We start from the raw sequence: 16778 nt of genomic DNA on the forward strand, positions 1-16778 counted from the left end.
CCAACCACTTTGCGGGTTAAGGTGGTTCCCTCGGACGGGCGCGCCGCGTCAACTCGGGCCGGACGACCGAGGCCCGGCAGACGGTCGGCCTCACTGCAGGTGGGGGTCCAAGAACCGGCAGGCGTCCTCCAGTTCGAACCACGGGGTGCCGGTGTGCCCGCCCGGATTGGCGTGCAACGCCTTCTCCTCGCTGCCGAAGGCGTCGAAGGTCCAGGGCCCGTTGCCGGGGATTCCCTCGTCGTCCCACTGCAGCAGGAGCAGTAGCGGAACGGTGGCCTGCCGGGCCTCTGCCACCGGTTCGGGTTCGGCTTGTGGTCGGCGCCGTGGGCGTGACTCAACGTCTGGGTCGGGGTTTCTCAGCCCAGACGTTTCGACAGGCAGCAAGCACCGAAATCGGAAGAATGCAGAAGGCGGGCGACGAGGAGACTCATGATAGAGGAAGCGATTTGGAAAACGCTGATCTTCTCAGCTATTGCGATACTGGCTGGCGTCTGCGTATGTATTGTTGGTGCTGCAACTGGCGACACGCCGCCCATTATCTTCGGGGCAGTGGCGATAGCGGGAGGATTGATTTTGGCCGTCATGGCCGCCCTGGCCAGACGTAAGGGCAACCGCTGAAACCGGAGTGAGCCAGGAAGACACCGTTTCATATGGAAGCCGTCACGGGCCAGCGTCCCGCACACATCAGCAAGCAGCTTCTCTACGGCATCCGAAGTAATGGCCGAAGCCTACGTGCGCTCAAGACTAGCTTCGAGAATAACTAAGACCGTGTCCTACATGGTCAGTTGACAGTTGTCCTGGGCATGTGAGTGGACGGTGGGGATGGATCGTTCCGGACGGACTGTGGGAAATAGCGAGGCCGTTGTTGCCGCCGGCCCGGGTGCGTCCGCAAGGGGGCGGGGTCGCGAACATCGATGATGAAGCGGTCTTCGCCGCGATCATCTATGTGTTGGTCAGCGGTTGCGCTTGGGGGCGTTGCCACCGTGCTTCGGGGCGTCGAAGTCGACTGTCCATCGCCGGTTTGTCATCTGGTCGCGAGCCGGTTTGGGGACGGCTGCATCAGAAGATTCTCCGGCTTCTGGACGAGCGGGACCCGGTCGACCTCTCCCGTGCGGTCCCTTGACTCTGCCCATGTGAGGGCTAAAAAAAGGGGCGAACTTGCACGGTCCGAGCCCCGTGGACCGGGGTAGGCCCGGTTCCAGGATGCATGTCCTGTCCGACGCGAACGGACTGCCTCTACGCGTCGGAGTCTCCGCCGCCAACACCCACGACAGCCAGGCCCTGAAGCCAATGCTGTCCCATTTCCACATGGGACACGAAGCCCAGCGCTGGAGGCCGAAGGGGCCGCCTGTCGGCCCCGGAGATGCCGCCGGTCCCGCTGAAGCCGCGGGGGAGGGGCGCTGAACTGCGGCTGCACTGCGAAGAGGTCTGCGGAAAGGTCTGCGGGCGGCAGGGGCACACCTCTTGCTGACCTGACGCACACCCGATCTGAGGCCTCATCAAGGAGGGCCGGGGGCTCCCGCCGGGGCTGACGGTGCCCGAAGGTGCGCCAGGCCCGTGGGCCGCCCTGCGGGACCTGCCGCGCCGAACACGCGGGATCGTCACGTGGACTCGCGCACCACCAGCTCGGTCGGCAGCGTGACCTGCCGCCGTGGCGCGCCGTGCTGGGTGATGTCGGTGAGGATGCGGGCCATCGTGCGACCGAGTTCCTCGACGGGCTGGCGCACCGTGGTCAGCGGCGGGTTGGTGTGGCGGGCGAGGACGGAGTCCTCGAATCCGGCGACGGCGACATCGCGCGGCACCTGCCGCTTCTGCCGCTTCAGTTCGGTGAGGGCGCCGACGGCCATGAGGTCCGAGGCGGCGAAGACCGCGTCGAGGTCAGGGGCGCGTTCAAGAAGCGAACGCATCGCGCGGATGCCGCTCTCCTCGGTGAAGTCTCCTTCCTCGACGAGCAGCTCACGCGCGGGAACGTTCGCCTCGCGGTGTGCGGTGTGCCAGCCGGCGAGCCGGTTGCGGCTGACGTCCATGTCCAAGGGGCCGGTGATGGTGGCCACGCGCCGCCGGCCGCGTTCGAGCAGGTGCCCGACCGCCGCGGTGGCGCCTCCGGCATTGTCGGCGTTCACATAGCTCAGCTGTTCGCCGGCGTCGCGGCGGCCCGCGAGCACGGTGGGCAGGCCCATCTCCTCGAGCATGCCAGGCAGTCGGTCCGTGGAGTGCACGGAGACCAGGAGCACGCCGTCCACGCGGCGGGTCGCCACCGATTCGGTCAGCTGATCGCGTTCGGCCTGGTCACGGACGAGCATCAGCTGCAACTGGGTGCGGCTGTCGGCGAGGGCGCCGCTGACGCCGCGGATGAGCGCGGCGAAGAAGGGCTCCGATCCGAGCCGGCTCTCGGACTCCGGGATCACCAGGGCCACGGCGTTGGTGCGGTTGGTGACCAGGCCGCGGGCGACCGAGTTGGGCACGTAGTTGAGTTCCTTGATCGCCGCGAGGACCCGGGCGCGGGCGTCGGCGCTGACGAGGTCGGAGCCGTTGACGACACGGGAGACGGTGGTGCGGCCCACACCGGCGCGGGCGGCGACCGTTTTGATCGTTGGGCGGCGGTTGCCGGACATGTGCTTCCCCCTCGGCGTCGCGCGGCGGTGCCTGCCGCGGAGGTGACCTGCGGCAATTTTGGCAGACCCGGCGGTCGGCACGGCACCCGGGATGCCGCGGGGCCGACTGCACCCGGGACGGCGCCAGGACGAGTTGCGTTCAAGTCATTGACAGACCGGCCCTGCTCCGACGAGTCTTCGATGCGCGGTGGGAACGTGCCCACCCCGCGTTGGGCACGTTCCCACCACCATTTGTCAGAGCCGCTGTCCGGCATCGCTGCAGCCATCGCAGAACTCGTCACTCCGATGTGCCGGCGCCGCCGCTGGGAGGAGATCCATGGGCACTTTCGGTTGGTCGCACAGAAAGGCGGTGGCGACGGTCGCGGCCGTCGGCGCGCTGACCCTCGTCGTCGGCTGCAGCGGCAGCGACGACTCGGTCACCGGTGGGGGCAAGAAGGACGGCAAGGTCACCATCACCATGGGCCTGTTCGGAGTGATGGGCATCAAGGAGACGGGCCTGCTCGAGCAGTACGAGAAGGAAAACCCCGGGGTCGACATCAAGGCCGAGATCGCCGGTGACGAACAGACCTACTACACCGCGCTGCAGACCAGGCTCGCCGCCGGCAAGGGCCTGAAGGACATCCAGGGCATCGAGATCGGGCGTGCCAAGGAGATCACCGAGACACAGGCGTCCAAGTTCGCCGACTTCGCCGGGACGTCGGGCACCGACCACTTCCTGCCGTGGAAGGAGTCCCAGATCAGCACCGCGGACGGCAAGGTGCTGGGCCTGGGCACCGACATCGGCCCGATGGCCGTCTGCTATCGCAAGGACTACTTCGAGAAGGCGGGCCTGCCCACCGACCGAGACGAGGTCGCGGCGCTCTGGGAGGGCGACTGGAAGAAGTACGTCGAGGTCGGCCGCACCTTCAAGAAGGACTTCAAGGGTGAAAAGGTCGCCTACATGGACGCGGCCAGCGGCCTGTTCAACGCCATGGTCTACGGCTACCCCGAGCAGTACTACGACGAGCAGGGCGAGCTGATCTACGACTCCAATCCCGCCGTCAAACAGGCGTGGAGCCTCGCCGCGGACGCTGCGGAGGACGGTCTGACCGCCAAGCTGCGCCAGTTCCAGCCTGGTTGGGACCCCGGTCTGGCCAACGGCACCTTTGCCACGGCCGTGTGCCCCGCGTGGATGCTCAGCCACATCAGTGAGAAGGCCGGTGCGGCGAACAAGGGCAAGTGGGACGTGGCCAAGGCCCCCAAGGGCGCCAACTGGGGCGGCTCCTTCCTCGGCGTGATCGAGCAGAGCCCGGTGAAGGAGGAGGCCAAGAAACTCGTCGCCTGGCTGACCGCGCCGAAGCAGCAGGCCCACATCTTCAAGGAGATCGGCAACATCCCGTCATCACGCGAGGCACTGGAGAGCGCCGATGTGAAGAACGCCAAGTCGGCGTACTTCAGTGACGCGCCGATCGGCGAGATCTTCGGCGCCGCCGCCCAGGAGATACCGGACAAGCAGGTCCTCGGCCGCAAGGACGGCACGATCAAGGACACCTTCTCCCAGGGACTCACCCTGATCGAGCAGCAGGGCACCGCGCGGGACAAGGCGTGGAAGACCACCGCGGAGCGCATCGAAAAGGCGGTCGGCTGACACCCGTCCGTCCGGACCGCGGCCGTCCGGGCCCGCCTTTCGGCGGCGGGCCCGGACGGCCGGCTCACCCATCCGCTCTCAGGAAGGATCCTCCGGTGGCCACCTCCACCTCCACCACCACCGCCCCGGCCGGGGGCGGGCCCGCCGGGCACTCCCCGGACAAGGCCCCGGCCCGGCGGCGCGGCGCACTCCTGCACCGTCTCGATCTCAGGGGCGCCCCGTATGCGTTCGTCGCGCCGTTCTTCGTGGTCTTCGCCGCGTTCAGCTTCTACCCCCTGCTCTACACGTCGTGGATCTCGCTGCACGACGTGGAGCTGGCCACCCTCGACGTCATGCAGTGGGTGGCGTTCGACAACTACGTGGAGCTGTGGGGTGCTTCCCGGTTCTGGAACGCGCTGCAGAACACGATCACCATCGGTGTCATCTCCACGGTGCCGCAACTGCTGATGGCCCTGGGGCTGGCGCACCTGCTCAACTACCGCATGCGGTTCTCGCTGTTCTTCCGCGTCGCCTCCCTGGTCCCCTACGCCACCTCGGTCGCCGCCGCCGCCCTCGTCTTCACGATGATCTTCGAGCGGGACTTCGGCATGATCAACTGGGCGCTCGGCACGGTGGGGATCGACCCCCTGGACTGGGAAGGGGGCAAGTGGCCCGCCCAGATCGCGATCTCCACCATCGTCATCTGGCGCTGGACCGGCTACAACGCCCTGCTCTACCTGGCCGCGATGCAGGCCATCCCCGCCGAACGCTACGAGGCGGCCTCCCTGGACGGCGCCTCCCGCTGGAAGCAGTTCACCCACGTCACGGTCCCCGGGATCCGCTCCACCATCGTCTTCACCATCGTGCTCTCCACGATCGGCGCCACCCAGCTGTTCGGCGAACCGCTGATCTTCGGCCAGGGCCCGAACGGGATCAGCGGCGGGGCGGACAACCAGTACCAGACGCTGGGCCTGCTGCTGTACGAGGAGGGCTGGAAAAACTACCAGATGGGCCGCTCGGCCACCGTCGCCTGGGCGATGTTCCTGCTGCTCGTCCTCGTCCTCCTCGCGCAGCGCCTCGTCAAGCGCCTGCGCTCCGGCACGTCCTGACCTGGAGTCACCATGACCACTCAGAGTCTCCCGGCCCGGACCGGCAGCGCGGTCCGCACCTCCGGGAAACCGGCCGGCCGCGGCGGCCGGCTGCTGCGCCAGCGCGCGGGCCGCCAGCACCACGCCGGCCCCCTGGCCTATGTGCTGCTCGCCGTCATGGCACTGCTGTCGATCTTCCCGTTGTACTGGACGATGGTGGCGGCCTCCACCGACAACACCCGGGTCAGCCAGACACCGCCTCCCTTCCTGCCCGGGCCGAACCTGTTCGGCAACCTCGCCCGAGCATGGGACGAGGCGGCGATGGGCAAGGCCATGATCAACAGCCTCATCGTGGCCGGGGTGATCGCCCTGTCCACGGTCATGTTCGCCACGCTGGCCGGGTTCGCCTTCGCCAAGCTGCGGTTCAAGGGCCGCAACGCGCTGCTCATGCTGGTGATCGGCACGATGCTGGTGCCGCCGCAGCTCGGTGTCGTACCGCTGTTCATGATGATGGCCGACCTGGGCTGGTCCCAGCAGCTGCCCGCCGTCATCTTCCCGACGCTGGTGAGCGCGGTGGGGGTCTTCTTCATGCGGCAGTACCTGTCGGAGGCGTTGCCGGACGAACTCGTCGAGGCCGGACGCGTGGACGGGGCCCACTCGCTGCGGATCTTCTGGAGCATAGTGCTGCCCGTCGCCCGGCCCGCGATGGCCGTCCTGTTCATGATCACGTTCGTGCACGCCTGGAACGACTTCTTCTGGCCGTTCGTGGTCCTCGACATGACCAATCCGACCGTCCCTGTCGCCCTCACCCAGCTCAGCGCGGGCTATGTCCGCGACCAGTCGCTGATCATGGCCGGCGCGCTGCTGGGCACCCTGCCGCTGCTGGCGATGTTCATCGTCTTCGGCCGCCAGATCGTCAGCGGCATCATGGCGGGCGCGGTCAAGGGCTGACCCGCCCCCGCGCGGCCATGAACAAGCCGGGCCCCGCCCTCGCCCGGCCCGGCGCGCCCCGGAACTCACCGCGCCGGGTGCCACCCACCGCACCCACACACCCCTCCGTCCCCCTCGAAAGGACTTACGTGGCCACCGCAGCACAGCAGAGCCCGTCCGCCTCGGACGCCGCACGCACCTTCCCCCGGGGTTTCGTCTGGGGCTCCGCGACCGCCTCCTACCAGATCGAGGGGGCCGCCACGGAGGACGGCCGTACGCCGTCGATCTGGGACACCTACGCCCGCACCCCCGGCCGGGTCCGCAACGGCGACACCGGTGACATCGCCACCGACCACTACCACCGCTGGAACGAGGACGTCGCCCTGATGGCCGAACTAGGTCTGGGCGCCTACCGTTTCTCCCTCGCCTGGCCCCGGATCCAGCCCACCGGCCGCGGCCCGGCCGTGCAGAAGGGTCTGGACTTCTACCGGCGGCTGGTCGACGCGCTGCTGGAGAAGAACATCCAGCCCGTCGCGACCCTCTACCACTGGGACCTGCCCCAGGAACTGGAGGACACGGGCGGCTGGCCCGAGCGGGCCACGGCGGAGCGGTTCGCCGAGTACGCGGCCCTCGCGGCGGACGCCCTCGGCGACCGGGTGAAGACCTGGACCACGCTCAACGAGCCCTGGTGCAGCTCCTTCCTGGGCTACGGCTCCGGCGTGCACGCCCCCGGCCGCACCGACCCGGTCGCCGCCCTGCGAGCTGCCCACCACCTCAACCTGGGCCACGGCCTGGCCGTTCAGGCGCTGCGCGACCGCCTGCGCGCCGACGCGCGGGTCTCGGTCACGCTCAACATCCACCACGTGCGCCCGTTGACCGCCTCGGACGGCGACACCGACGCGGTCCGCCGGATCGACGCCCTCGCCAACCGGGTCTTCACCGGGCCGATGCTGAACGGCGCCTACCCGGAGGACCTGCTCAAGGACACCGCCGAGCTGACCGACTGGTCCTTCGTCCAGGACGGCGACCTGCGCAACATCCACCAGCCGCTGGACTTCCTGGGCGTCAACTACTACAGCCCCACCCTGGTCTCCGAGGCCGACGGCAGCGCCACCCACACCTCCGACGGACACGGCAACAGCGCCCACAGCCCCTGGCCGGCCGCCGACCGGGTCGCCTTCCACCAGCCGCCCGGCGAGACCACCGCCATGGGCTGGGCCGTCGACCCCAGCGGGCTGTACGACCTGCTGCGCCGCCTCACCGCCGACTTTCCCAGGCTGCCGCTGGTCATCACCGAGAACGGTGCCGCCTTCGACGACTATGCCGACCCGGCCGGCCAGGTCAACGACCCCGCCCGGATCGCCTACGTGCGCGGCCACCTGGCCGCCGTCCACCAGGCGATCCTGGACGGCGCGGACGTGCGCGGCTACTTCCTGTGGTCCCTGCTGGACAACTTCGAGTGGGCCCACGGCTTCAGCAAGCGCTTCGGCGCCGTGTACGTCGACTACCCGACCGGCACCCGCATCCCCAAGGCCAGCGCCCGCTGGTACGCCGAGGTCGCCCGTACCGGCGTGCTGCCCGGCGCCTGACCGGGCCGGTGCGGCACACACAGCATCCCCGCGTGGTGTGCCGCACCAGGGGGACCGCCTCCGCCCGCCGCTTGCGCGCGGACGGGGGCGGACCCGTGCCGGGCGCCCGCTGCGCGTGAAGGACAGCAGGGGCCGTCCGTGCGGCGCGTCACTGCGTGCGGGCCACGAGGAATTCGGCACTGCCGCACAGCGTGGACAACCGGGTGGTGCTGTAGGTGGGAGCTGGCAACGTTTGTCGACGGCTTTGGGCAGCACTTACGAGTTGGTGCGTGATAGCGAGTGAGGCGTTGTGCCTGGTCGGTGGCATGATCCGTCTGTGGCGATCATGGTCAATCGGGCAGTGCTGGCGCATCGGCTGTTCACGGGGATCTCTCGGCGTCATCTCGCGCTCCTGGCGTTGGAGTTGGCGGCTCCCTGGCAGGCCGGGGGTTGAGGGTCGTCGCCATGCTGCACGCGGTGGGGTCCGGAAGCGGGCCGCGGGAGCTGGCGCCCGTCACCGGCTGGTCTTCGTCGACCGGCTGGTGGCCACGCTGATCCATCTGCGGCACGACCTGCCGCACTCGGTGCTGGGCCTGCTGTTCGGTGTCGACCGCTCCACTGTCACCCGTGCGATCGGAGAGGTACGGACGCTCCTGGCCGAGCGGGGGTGCGCGGTCCCCGACCGCCCCGGCCTGCGCTTACGAACGCTGACTGACGTGTTCGCCTATGCCCAGGCCGAGGGCATCGAGCTGCGGTTGGGTGCCACCGAGATCCAGGTCCGCCGGCCACCGGCCGGCCGCGGTGGGACGGCGCGCATTCGTTTCCGGGAAGAAGAAACAGAGCACCATGAAGGCCACCGTCATCGCTGACTGGCGGGGTCGCACGTGTGATGGACCGACACCCTGCGGCCCGGTCGTATGCACGACGCCACGGCCGCCCGCACCGAGGGCATCGCCGTCTGCTTCCAGTATTTCCCCGACGTCGAGGTCCTCCTGAACGACAGCTACCTCGGCCTGAGCCGTGACCACCGCGGGCAAGCCATCGCGCCACCCAGAAAACCCCGGCCTGCAGCACTGCCCCGACAGGGTCGAACAGCGGGAACGTGCCCGCCACGAACACTCCTCCGACCGCATCACCGTCGAACATGCCCTCGCCGACCACAAACGCTGGAAGCAACTGACGCGCTGGACCCACCGCCGCGATCGCCTGCCCGACACCTACCGCGCGATTGCCAGCCTGCTCTCCGACCGCACCGTCACCACCTGAAAGCAGGCCACGACCAGGCCAAACACGCCTCACTCGCTATCACGCACCAACTCGTAAAGAGGGTGTGTCAGTCCTGCGCGATCACGACCACCTCGTCACGGCCGGTCCAGCAGCGTCGCTCGTTCTTGTCCGGGTTGATGCGCACTCCGTGGTCGGGAACGGCCATGGCCCGGTCGTGGCGGCGGTAGCCGACGGCACATTCGCTGCGCCGCTGCGCGGCTGCGACGACCGTGCCGAAGGACGCCTCACAGCCGGGCAGGACGTATGACGACGCCGGCCGCAGGTGGACCTGACTGCCGGTGGGAGAGAACAGTTCCTCGAACACGGCGGCAAGGTGCCGGTTCTGAGAGATCTGGGCCATCAGCAAGCCGATGAGTTTTCCACTGATGATCACATCCGCTCCGGGGCTGACGGGCGCGAGCGTCCGATTGCGGTCGTCGGTCATCTCTGTGACCACCGGCAGCTCCCGCCCCGTCTGCCGTTCCAGTAGTTGCAGAACGAGGAGCGTGACGAGGGTCCGGTTGTCGGCCTCGTCCGGCTGCTGTCCCGCCACGGGGTCCGGGCCGAGCACGACAACGCTGTCGTACGAGTCGATCTCCAGACATCGAAGTGTCTCGGGTCGGGTGATGTCTCCAGGCCGGAACGTGACGGTCAGGCGAGGTGCGGAGTGTGTACCGATGCCCCTGACCTGTTCGGCTGTCACCTCGTCCGGGTCCGCCACCACGGCAATGACCGAACCGTGTGCGGCGGCCCGGCCCAACTGTTCGACAATGAGCGAGGCCCGCCGGTTCCATCCGAGGATCAGGCGCCGTTCGGGCCGGGCGTTCGTCGGCTGCCAGGGCGTCATCACCGACTCGTCGACCAGTCCGGAGCAGTCGCTGAGCCGTGCGGTGTCGTCGTCCCGCGTGATGACGATCAGCCGGTCTCCGGGGCCGATCAGGGTCTGCGGCGGCGGGTTCAGCAAGGGCCTGCCGTCGCGCAGCAGGCCGACCACGCTGGAGGTGGCGTAGGCCAGCAGCGTGTCGCCGAAGGAGCGGCCGATCAGGGCGGGATCGAAGGCGAGGTAGAACTCGTCTCCGGCGAAGTCCAGGAGGTCGCGGTACACCAGGGAGAGTCCGGGACGGCGGGCGGACTGGACGATCAGCCGGGCGGTGATCGCGTCGCTCTCCAGGACGATGCCGCGCGATCCGGCGGCGAGGGTGGCCGCCAGCCGGTACCGGTCGTCTCTGACGGCGGCGACGACGGGCGGCCCTTTCCCCTGGCCGAGTGCGGACCGCAGCGCCAGCAGCGTCTTGACCACTTCCGGGTCCCCCGACGGACCGTCGTGGGGCAGTACCAGCACGGCGCTGGCCGCGCCGGGGTTGGTCAGGGCGAGCAGGGCGGGGTCGGTGGGGGGCCCGCTACGGCAGATCAGCCGGGTGCGGCCGGTGGCCCCCACCTTGCTCCTGAAGGCCTCCTCCATGGTGGTCTTGTTCTGGTCCGCCATTACGGCCACCGCGCCGTACCGCTGGTTGGCGTTGGCGGCCACCAGCTCGCTCACCACCGTGAACACCTGCTCGGACCAGCCCAGCACCACCGCATGTCCCTGCTCGAGAACGGTAGAGCGGCCCCGTCGCAGTGCGGTGAGCCGCTCAGTGAGTCCGGTGGTGATCAGGCCGACGAGCGTGGACACGTACACCAGGGCGACCAGGGCGAGCAGTACCGACAGCAGCACGCGCAGAAGCGGGCCTGTCGCTCCGCCGAGCCGCAGCGTCTCACCGGTGAGACGCCAGATCGCTGCCAACCTCTCCGCACGGGACGCCGGCGCATGTGGGTCCGTCCACACCAGCACGGCGCTCGCCGGGAGGACGACTACGAGGCAGCCCAGAGCCAGCCAACCGACGAGCACGGAGGTACCACGTGCCAGAGTGGTGTCGAACCAGTAGCGTGCCCTGCCTGTGAGTTCGGCCCTTCGTCCCACGCCTGCCCCCTGTTCCGCCGAGCTCCCGCGGCAGCGGCCATGCCGCTCCGGGTTTGCCCCGCTGCTTCCCCACCGACCGCCCACGGCCTCGGCCACGGCCACACGGAAGTGTGCCGACGAGGCGGCCGTGACACGCGGATCACCGCCTGTCTTTCACCCCTTCGGGGACGTCGCCGAGGGGCGCGGGTCTGCGGCCTTCCGACCCGGCGTCAGCGGTTCGACCTCGGCATCGCTCGTTCGGGGCAACGCCGCGGCGCAGGTGGGCGGGCCGGGTCGGCGGACCGGTACAAGTGCGTCATGACTGAAGATCACGAAGCCGTCGTGGCAGGTTCGGACCTGTCCAGGCGCAGCTTCGCAACGGCAGCGGGAATGGCTGCGGCGGCCACGACTCTGGGTGGTGGCGCGCCTGCCTCGGCAATGCCCGTACAGGCCGCCCCGGCCGCACCGGCGCCCACCCGGGGCGCGGACTTCGACAGGTGCCTGGCTGTGGCCCGGGCCCTACTGGTCGTGGACGACCACGACCGGCCCTTGGTCCCACGCTACGAGCGGGTCCTCAAGGACGGACTGCCTGCTCAGCGGGCGACCAAGCCCAAGAAGGTCCTCGTCGTCGGGGCCGGCCCGGCCGGTCTGGTGACGGCGTTGCTGCTGAAGCGGGCGGGCCACCATGTGACCGTTCTCGAGGCGAACGGCAACCGGGCGGGCGGACGCATCAAGACCTTCCGCCGCGGCGGGCACGAACGGGCGGCTCAGCCTTTCGCCGACCCCCGCCAGTACGCCGAGGCGGGCGCCATGCGCCTGCCCTCCAGCCACCCGCTGGTCATGGGTCTCATCGAGCAACTGAACCTGAAGAAACGGCGCTTCCACTACGTGGACGTCGACGGTGACGGCCGGCCCGCCAACCGCACCTGGATCTACGTCAACGGCATCCGGATGCGACGGGTGGACTACGCCCGGGCGCCCCGCCGCATCAACCGGTCCTTCGGCGTGCCGCGCGCCCGCTGGGACACTCCCGCCGCGGCCATCCTTCGGTCGGTGCTGGATCCGGTGCGCGACGAGTTCAGCACCGTGGACGCCGGCGGCAAACGGATCGACAAGCCGCTGCCGGAACGGGTGCGGGGCTGGGCCATGGTCATCCAGCGATTCGGCGACTGGTCGATGTTCCGCTTCCTGACCGAGCACGCCGGGCTGGACGAGCGCACGGTCGACCTGATCGGCACCCTGGAGAACCTCACGTCACGCCTGCCCCTGTCGTTCATCCACAGCTTCATCGGCTCCTCCCTCATCAGTCCCGACACCGCCTTCTGGGAGCTGGAGGGCGGCACGGCGGTGCTGCCGGACGCGCTGCTGGCGCAGGTACGCGACACGGTCCGGTTCGACCGCCGGGTCACCCGTGTCGAGTACCACGATCCTGACCGTCCTTCCTCCGACACCCCGCACGTCGGCGGCAACGGCCCTCAGGTGTGGGTGGACACGGTCTCAGAAGGGCGCGACGGCCCGGTCGTGCGCGAGCAGTTCACCGCGGACGCGGCCGTGGTCACCGTGCCCTTCTCCGGTCTGCGGCACGTACAGATCAGCCCCCTGATGTCGTACCGCAAGCGCCGCGCGGTCGCGGAACTGCACTACGACAGCGCCACGAAGGTCCTCCTGGAGTTCAGCCGCCGTTGGTGGGAGTTCACGGAGGCCGACTGGAAACGCGAACTGGGCCGGATCGACCCGAAGCTGTACGACGCCTACCGCACCGGCCGCACACCCGCCGACGGCAGCCTGCTCGGCGTCCATCCCTCCGTGCCGGGCGGCCACATCACCGCAGGCCAACGCACCCACTACGCCGCCAACCGTGCCGTCTCCCGCGACCAGCCGCAGGCCGCACACGTCGTGGGCGGCGGCTCGGTGTCCGACAGTGCCAACCGGTTCATGTATAACCCCTCCCACCCGGTGCCCGGCAGCTCCGGCGGAGTGGTGCTGGCCTCCTACAGCTGGGCGGACGACGCACTTCGCTGGGACTCCCTGGACGACGAGGCCCGCTACCCGCACGCCCTGTGCGGACTGCAACAGGTCTACGGCCAGCGCGTCGAGGTCTTCTACACCGGCGCCGGACGCACCCAGAGCTGGCTGCGCGACCCCTACGCCTACGGAGAGGCATCCGTACTACTGCCTGGCCAACACACCGAGTTGCTGCCCTCCATTCCCCTGCCCGAAGGCCCGTTGCACTTCGCTGGTGACCACACCTCCCTCAAGCCTGCCTGGATCGAGGGCGCCCTGGAATCGGCGGTCCGCGTCGCACTGGAGGTCCACGTCTCGCGACCTGATGGGCAGCCTGCCTCCTGAGCGCACCTGGGGTTCAGCAGCGAAGTCGCCGAGGCAAGTCCAATACGGGGTGGCGGGCAGTCGGGGCACGGTGGTGGCCTGGCGCTTGCGCAGCCGCAGCCGCAGCCCGGCGATGCCCAACTTTCAGCACCGTCGTCGAAGAGCCGCTTCACGCCACTTCGCTATCTGAGCTGGTCAGAAGGGCGACGGGAGTGTTGTCGGGTGGAGTGGTGCTCGGTGGAGTCTTCGCCGAGCACTACTCCAACCAATGGAGCGGCCGCTGGTCAGGGCAGTGGCGGGCGACTGCCTGGCGCCTTGCGGCGCCAACGTGACCAGGTCAATACGTGTGCGCGAACCGTCCGGGCGGCTCGGCGGTTCGGAGCGAGGTGCAGCTCCAGGAGCCTGCGCACCTCTGTCAGGGTGAGGGGGGCCAGGGTGGCGGAAGCGTTTCTGCAGCCCCCTTTGCCGCAGCGCGGACGACCTCGTCACCCAGACGGTGTCGGCCCACCGCACTCGGGCGGAGTCCTCGGACATCCCCTTGCGCACCCTCACCGATCCCGGCCTCGTCCTGGACGCCGACCCGGCGAGGATGCGGCAGGCCCTGGGCAACCTGACCTCCAACGCGCTCTCACACCCCGGCGGGCGGCACTGTCACCCTTACCGCCCGTCATGACGCGACCTGCCTGTGTCCTCACCGTTGAGGACACAGGCCGCGGCATCGCCGCCGATGACCTCCCCCACGTCTTCGAGCGCTTCTGGCGGGCCGAGAAGTCCCGCAGCAGACGCACCGGCGGCAGTGGACTGGGCCTGTCCATCGTCCGCCAGTTCATCGAGGCACACGAGGGAACCGTCACCGTCGGAGGTAAGCCCGGCAAGGGTTGCGTGTTTACCATCAGGCTCCGCCCGGGCCGGCACACGGACCGCCGCACCCCATGAGGTGCGGCGGCGTGAGGCACGGCCGACGCGGGACGCTGTCCGTCCCTCGGCCGACCAGTGACCGAGGACTCAACCCATCGTCTTGGCGCTCTGCGTCCTCCGTCGCTGCGCAGGCGTCATGGCGCCAGGCCCTTCCTGCTCGTCCGGGCGCAGGCACTCGATCAGGTAGTCGCCGGTGTCGGGGGCACGGGTCACACCGTGCGTCTCGCTGCCGAAGCCGGGGAAGTGGCGGTCGAAGGACTCCAGGGCGCTGAGGTAGCGCAGGAGAGGGCCCTCTTCCTCCCCGATGCTTTCGCCCGGCATGAGGACCGGGATGCCGGGCGGCGTCACTGTGACCATCGCCGCGGCGACGCGGCCCGGTGCGTCCCTCAGACGGATCCGTTCTGTGCCGCCGCGGATTAGGCGCTCATAGCACAGCTGGGGCGGGGCGACCGGCTCCGGGAGCTGCTGGAAGGCCCGGTCGAGTAGTTCGACCAGACAGGCATCCCGCAAGTGGTCGTGCATCTCCTGGCAGAGATCGCGCAGACTGCGCCCTGTGTAGCGCCGCGGGTGCTCGGCGACCAGGGCGGGCAGCACGCGGTCCAGCGGGGCATCACCGTCGTAAAGGTCCTTGAAGTCCATCAGGGCGTCCAGAAGCGTGCCCCATTTGCCCTTGGTGATGCCCATGGAGAACAGCACCAGCGTGGTGTAGCTGTCGGTCTTCTCCACGACGATGCCGCGCGTGGTCAGATAGGCGGTGAGGACGCGCGCCGGGATGCCCCACTCGGACATCGCACCGGTCGCGTCGAGCCCCGGGCAGGTCAGGGTGACCTTGATCGGGTCGAGCATGCAGTAGCCATCGGCCAGGCCGGGGAAGCCGTGCCAGACCGCGTCGGATGCGAGGTGCCAACAGGATGCCTCGGTCCGCAGCAAGTCCGCCGGAGCCTCATCGAACGGTAGCCGCGTCCCGCTCGCGGGGTCAGTCACCTCATCCGGCTGCCACACTCCGAAGAACCAAGGCGGCCGGTCCCCGGCGGCCTTGATCCGCCGTCCGATCCGCACCATCTCCTGGCGGAACCGGACCGCCTCCGAGATCGCCTCGTCGATCAGCCACTGCCCTTGCGGACCGTCCATCATCGCGGTGGCCACGTCCAATGAGGCGATCATCGGATACAGCGGTGACGTCGTGCCGTGCATCATGAGCGCTTCGTTGAACCGGTCGTGCTCCACCGGCGCCCGCGGGGCGGGCCGGACGTGCACCATGGCGCCCTGCGACAACGCGGCCAGCAGTTTGTGGGTGGACTGGGTCGCGAAGACCGTCGGCCGGTCGGGGCCGGTGAAGGCCTTCTCGTCCACCGACATGCCGTAGCGCCCCGCGTAGAGCGGATGGAAGCGGGCGTACGCGAACCACGCTTCGTCGAAGTGCAGCCGGGGGGTACTGGCCGCGAAGGCCCGGGCCGCCGCCGACGCGTCGTAGCACAGGCCGTCGTACGTGGAGTTGGTGAACACCGCGTACTGGGGACGCGACGACACCGCGCCCGCTGTGAGAGGGCTCGTCGCAATCCGCGCCGCCACCGAGTCCGCCGCGATCTCGGCCGGAGGCAGCGGCCCGGCAAGCCCGTAGCCGTTGCGGGTAGGCACCAGGTACACCGGTCGGGCTCCGGAGACGACCAAGCCTTGCAGGATCGACTTGTGGCAGTTGCGGTCCACCAGGGCGATTTCATCTCGAGTCACACTGAAGTGGCCAACCAGACGGTTGCAGGTGGAGTCGCCGTGCAGGACGAAGTACGTACGGTCGGAGCCGAAGACCCGCGCGGCGTTGCGTTCCGCCTCGCCGATCGGGCCGGTGTGCTCGAACAGGGAGCCGAGCTCCTCCACCGAGATCGAGAGGTCGCTGCGCAGCAGCCGCTCCCCGAAGTAGTCATGAAAGGCCCGGCCCACAGGCGACTTCAGAAAGGCGACACCGCCGGAGTGCGCCGGGGTGTGCCACGAGTACTCATGCGCGTCGTCGAAGCGCCGCAGCGCCTTGAAGAACGGCGGGAGCAGGGCGTCCTGGTAAGCACGCGCGGCGGTGGAGATCCGCCCCGCGATGAACGCCGGCGTGTCCTCCAACGGCCACACATAACCCACCACCGACTGCGACACCCACAGCGGCAACTCATGCAACCCCTCGCCCGCCATGACCAGGAACACCGGCAGATTCTGGAACCGGCGTCCGATTCGGCGCAGAACCATCGCGCCACCCGGCCCGTCCTCAGCTCCGGGCAGAAGATCCCAAGCCACCACCGCAGCAGCCAGACCGGCCTCCGTCCTGAGCACCGCCTCAGCGTCCGAAACGCTCACCACCCACCGGACCTGCAAGCCGGTCGCCCTGATCCCCTCGGCGATGCGCGTCAACTGCCCAGCAGTGGCGCCTCCAGCCTCCGGATGCTCTGTCACTGCCACCAAAACCGTGCCCTCGGCCATGCCGCCCCCCTTTCCCGGTGCCACGCGCCACCTGCTACCAGTGTTCGCGGCCTCCGT

Annotated in this window: 9 protein-coding genes and 4 pseudogenes; 9 read left to right on the forward strand and 4 right to left on the reverse strand. The window is 69.2% G+C overall.

Annotation, left to right across the window (positions count from 1 at the left end):
* Nucleotides 1–90: 90 nt before the first annotated feature.
* Nucleotides 91–288 (reverse strand): annotated as a pseudogene (locus STRBO_RS0123745) (alpha/beta hydrolase); the annotation flags it as partial.
* A 141-nt stretch (nt 289–429) separates the two neighbouring features.
* Between STRBO_RS0123745 and STRBO_RS43500 the strand changes: the two are divergent.
* A complete protein-coding gene (locus STRBO_RS43500; protein WP_158690949.1) occupies nt 430–618 on the forward strand; it encodes a hypothetical protein in 189 nt (62 codons plus the stop codon).
* A gap of 187 nt (nt 619–805) precedes the next feature.
* Nucleotides 806–1335: pseudogene (locus STRBO_RS41975) on the forward strand (IS5 family transposase); the annotation flags it as partial.
* Nucleotides 1336–1601: 266 nt separating this feature from the next.
* On the opposite strand, the gene STRBO_RS0123750 reads toward STRBO_RS41975, so the two are convergent.
* Nucleotides 1602–2615, reverse strand: a complete 1014-nt coding sequence (locus STRBO_RS0123750) for a LacI family DNA-binding transcriptional regulator (protein ID WP_005476590.1) — start codon at nt 2613–2615, stop codon at nt 1602–1604.
* A 316-nt stretch (nt 2616–2931) separates the two neighbouring features.
* Between STRBO_RS0123750 and STRBO_RS0123755 the strand changes: the two genes are divergently transcribed.
* The 5 genes and pseudogenes from STRBO_RS0123755 (at nt 2932) to STRBO_RS45670 (ending at nt 9073) form a co-directional block, all read left to right on the forward strand.
* A complete protein-coding gene (locus STRBO_RS0123755) occupies nt 2932–4242 on the forward strand; it encodes an ABC transporter substrate-binding protein (protein WP_020114891.1) in 1311 nt (436 codons plus the stop codon).
* A gap of 95 nt (nt 4243–4337) precedes the next feature.
* A complete protein-coding gene (locus STRBO_RS0123760) occupies nt 4338–5330 on the forward strand; it encodes a carbohydrate ABC transporter permease (RefSeq protein ID WP_005476592.1) in 993 nt (330 codons plus the stop codon).
* Nucleotides 5331–5342: 12 nt separating this feature from the next.
* Entirely contained in the window at nt 5343–6260 is a 918-nt protein-coding gene (locus tag STRBO_RS0123765; RefSeq protein ID WP_005476594.1) for a carbohydrate ABC transporter permease, read from the forward strand.
* 128 nt (nt 6261–6388) lie between these two features.
* A complete protein-coding gene (locus STRBO_RS0123770; RefSeq protein ID WP_005476595.1) occupies nt 6389–7828 on the forward strand; it encodes a GH1 family beta-glucosidase in 1440 nt (479 codons plus the stop codon).
* 325 nt (nt 7829–8153) lie between these two features.
* Nucleotides 8154–9073: pseudogene (locus tag STRBO_RS45670) on the forward strand (transposase).
* A gap of 67 nt (nt 9074–9140) precedes the next feature.
* Here the strand turns inward: STRBO_RS45670 and STRBO_RS0123780 are convergent.
* A complete protein-coding gene (locus STRBO_RS0123780) occupies nt 9141–11033 on the reverse strand; it encodes a CASTOR/POLLUX-related putative ion channel (protein WP_005476598.1) in 1893 nt (630 codons plus the stop codon).
* A 297-nt stretch (nt 11034–11330) separates the two neighbouring features.
* Between STRBO_RS0123780 and STRBO_RS0123785 the strand changes: the two genes are divergently transcribed.
* The gene (locus tag STRBO_RS0123785) at nt 11331–13361 is read left to right on the forward strand and encodes a flavin monoamine oxidase family protein (RefSeq protein WP_028796819.1); all 2031 of its coding nucleotides are present in this window, start codon (nt 11331–11333) and stop codon (nt 13359–13361) included.
* A gap of 454 nt (nt 13362–13815) precedes the next feature.
* A pseudogene (locus STRBO_RS45490) lies at nt 13816–14276 on the forward strand (sensor histidine kinase); the annotation flags it as partial.
* Nucleotides 14277–14345: 69 nt separating this feature from the next.
* On the opposite strand, the gene STRBO_RS0123795 reads toward STRBO_RS45490, so the two are convergent.
* A complete protein-coding gene (locus tag STRBO_RS0123795) occupies nt 14346–16721 on the reverse strand; it encodes an Orn/Lys/Arg family decarboxylase (RefSeq protein WP_005476602.1) in 2376 nt (791 codons plus the stop codon).
* Nucleotides 16722–16778 lie beyond the last annotated feature (57 nt).

Source organism: Streptomyces bottropensis ATCC 25435, assembly GCF_000383595.1.
Classification (GTDB): domain Bacteria; phylum Actinomycetota; class Actinomycetes; order Streptomycetales; family Streptomycetaceae; genus Streptomyces; species Streptomyces bottropensis.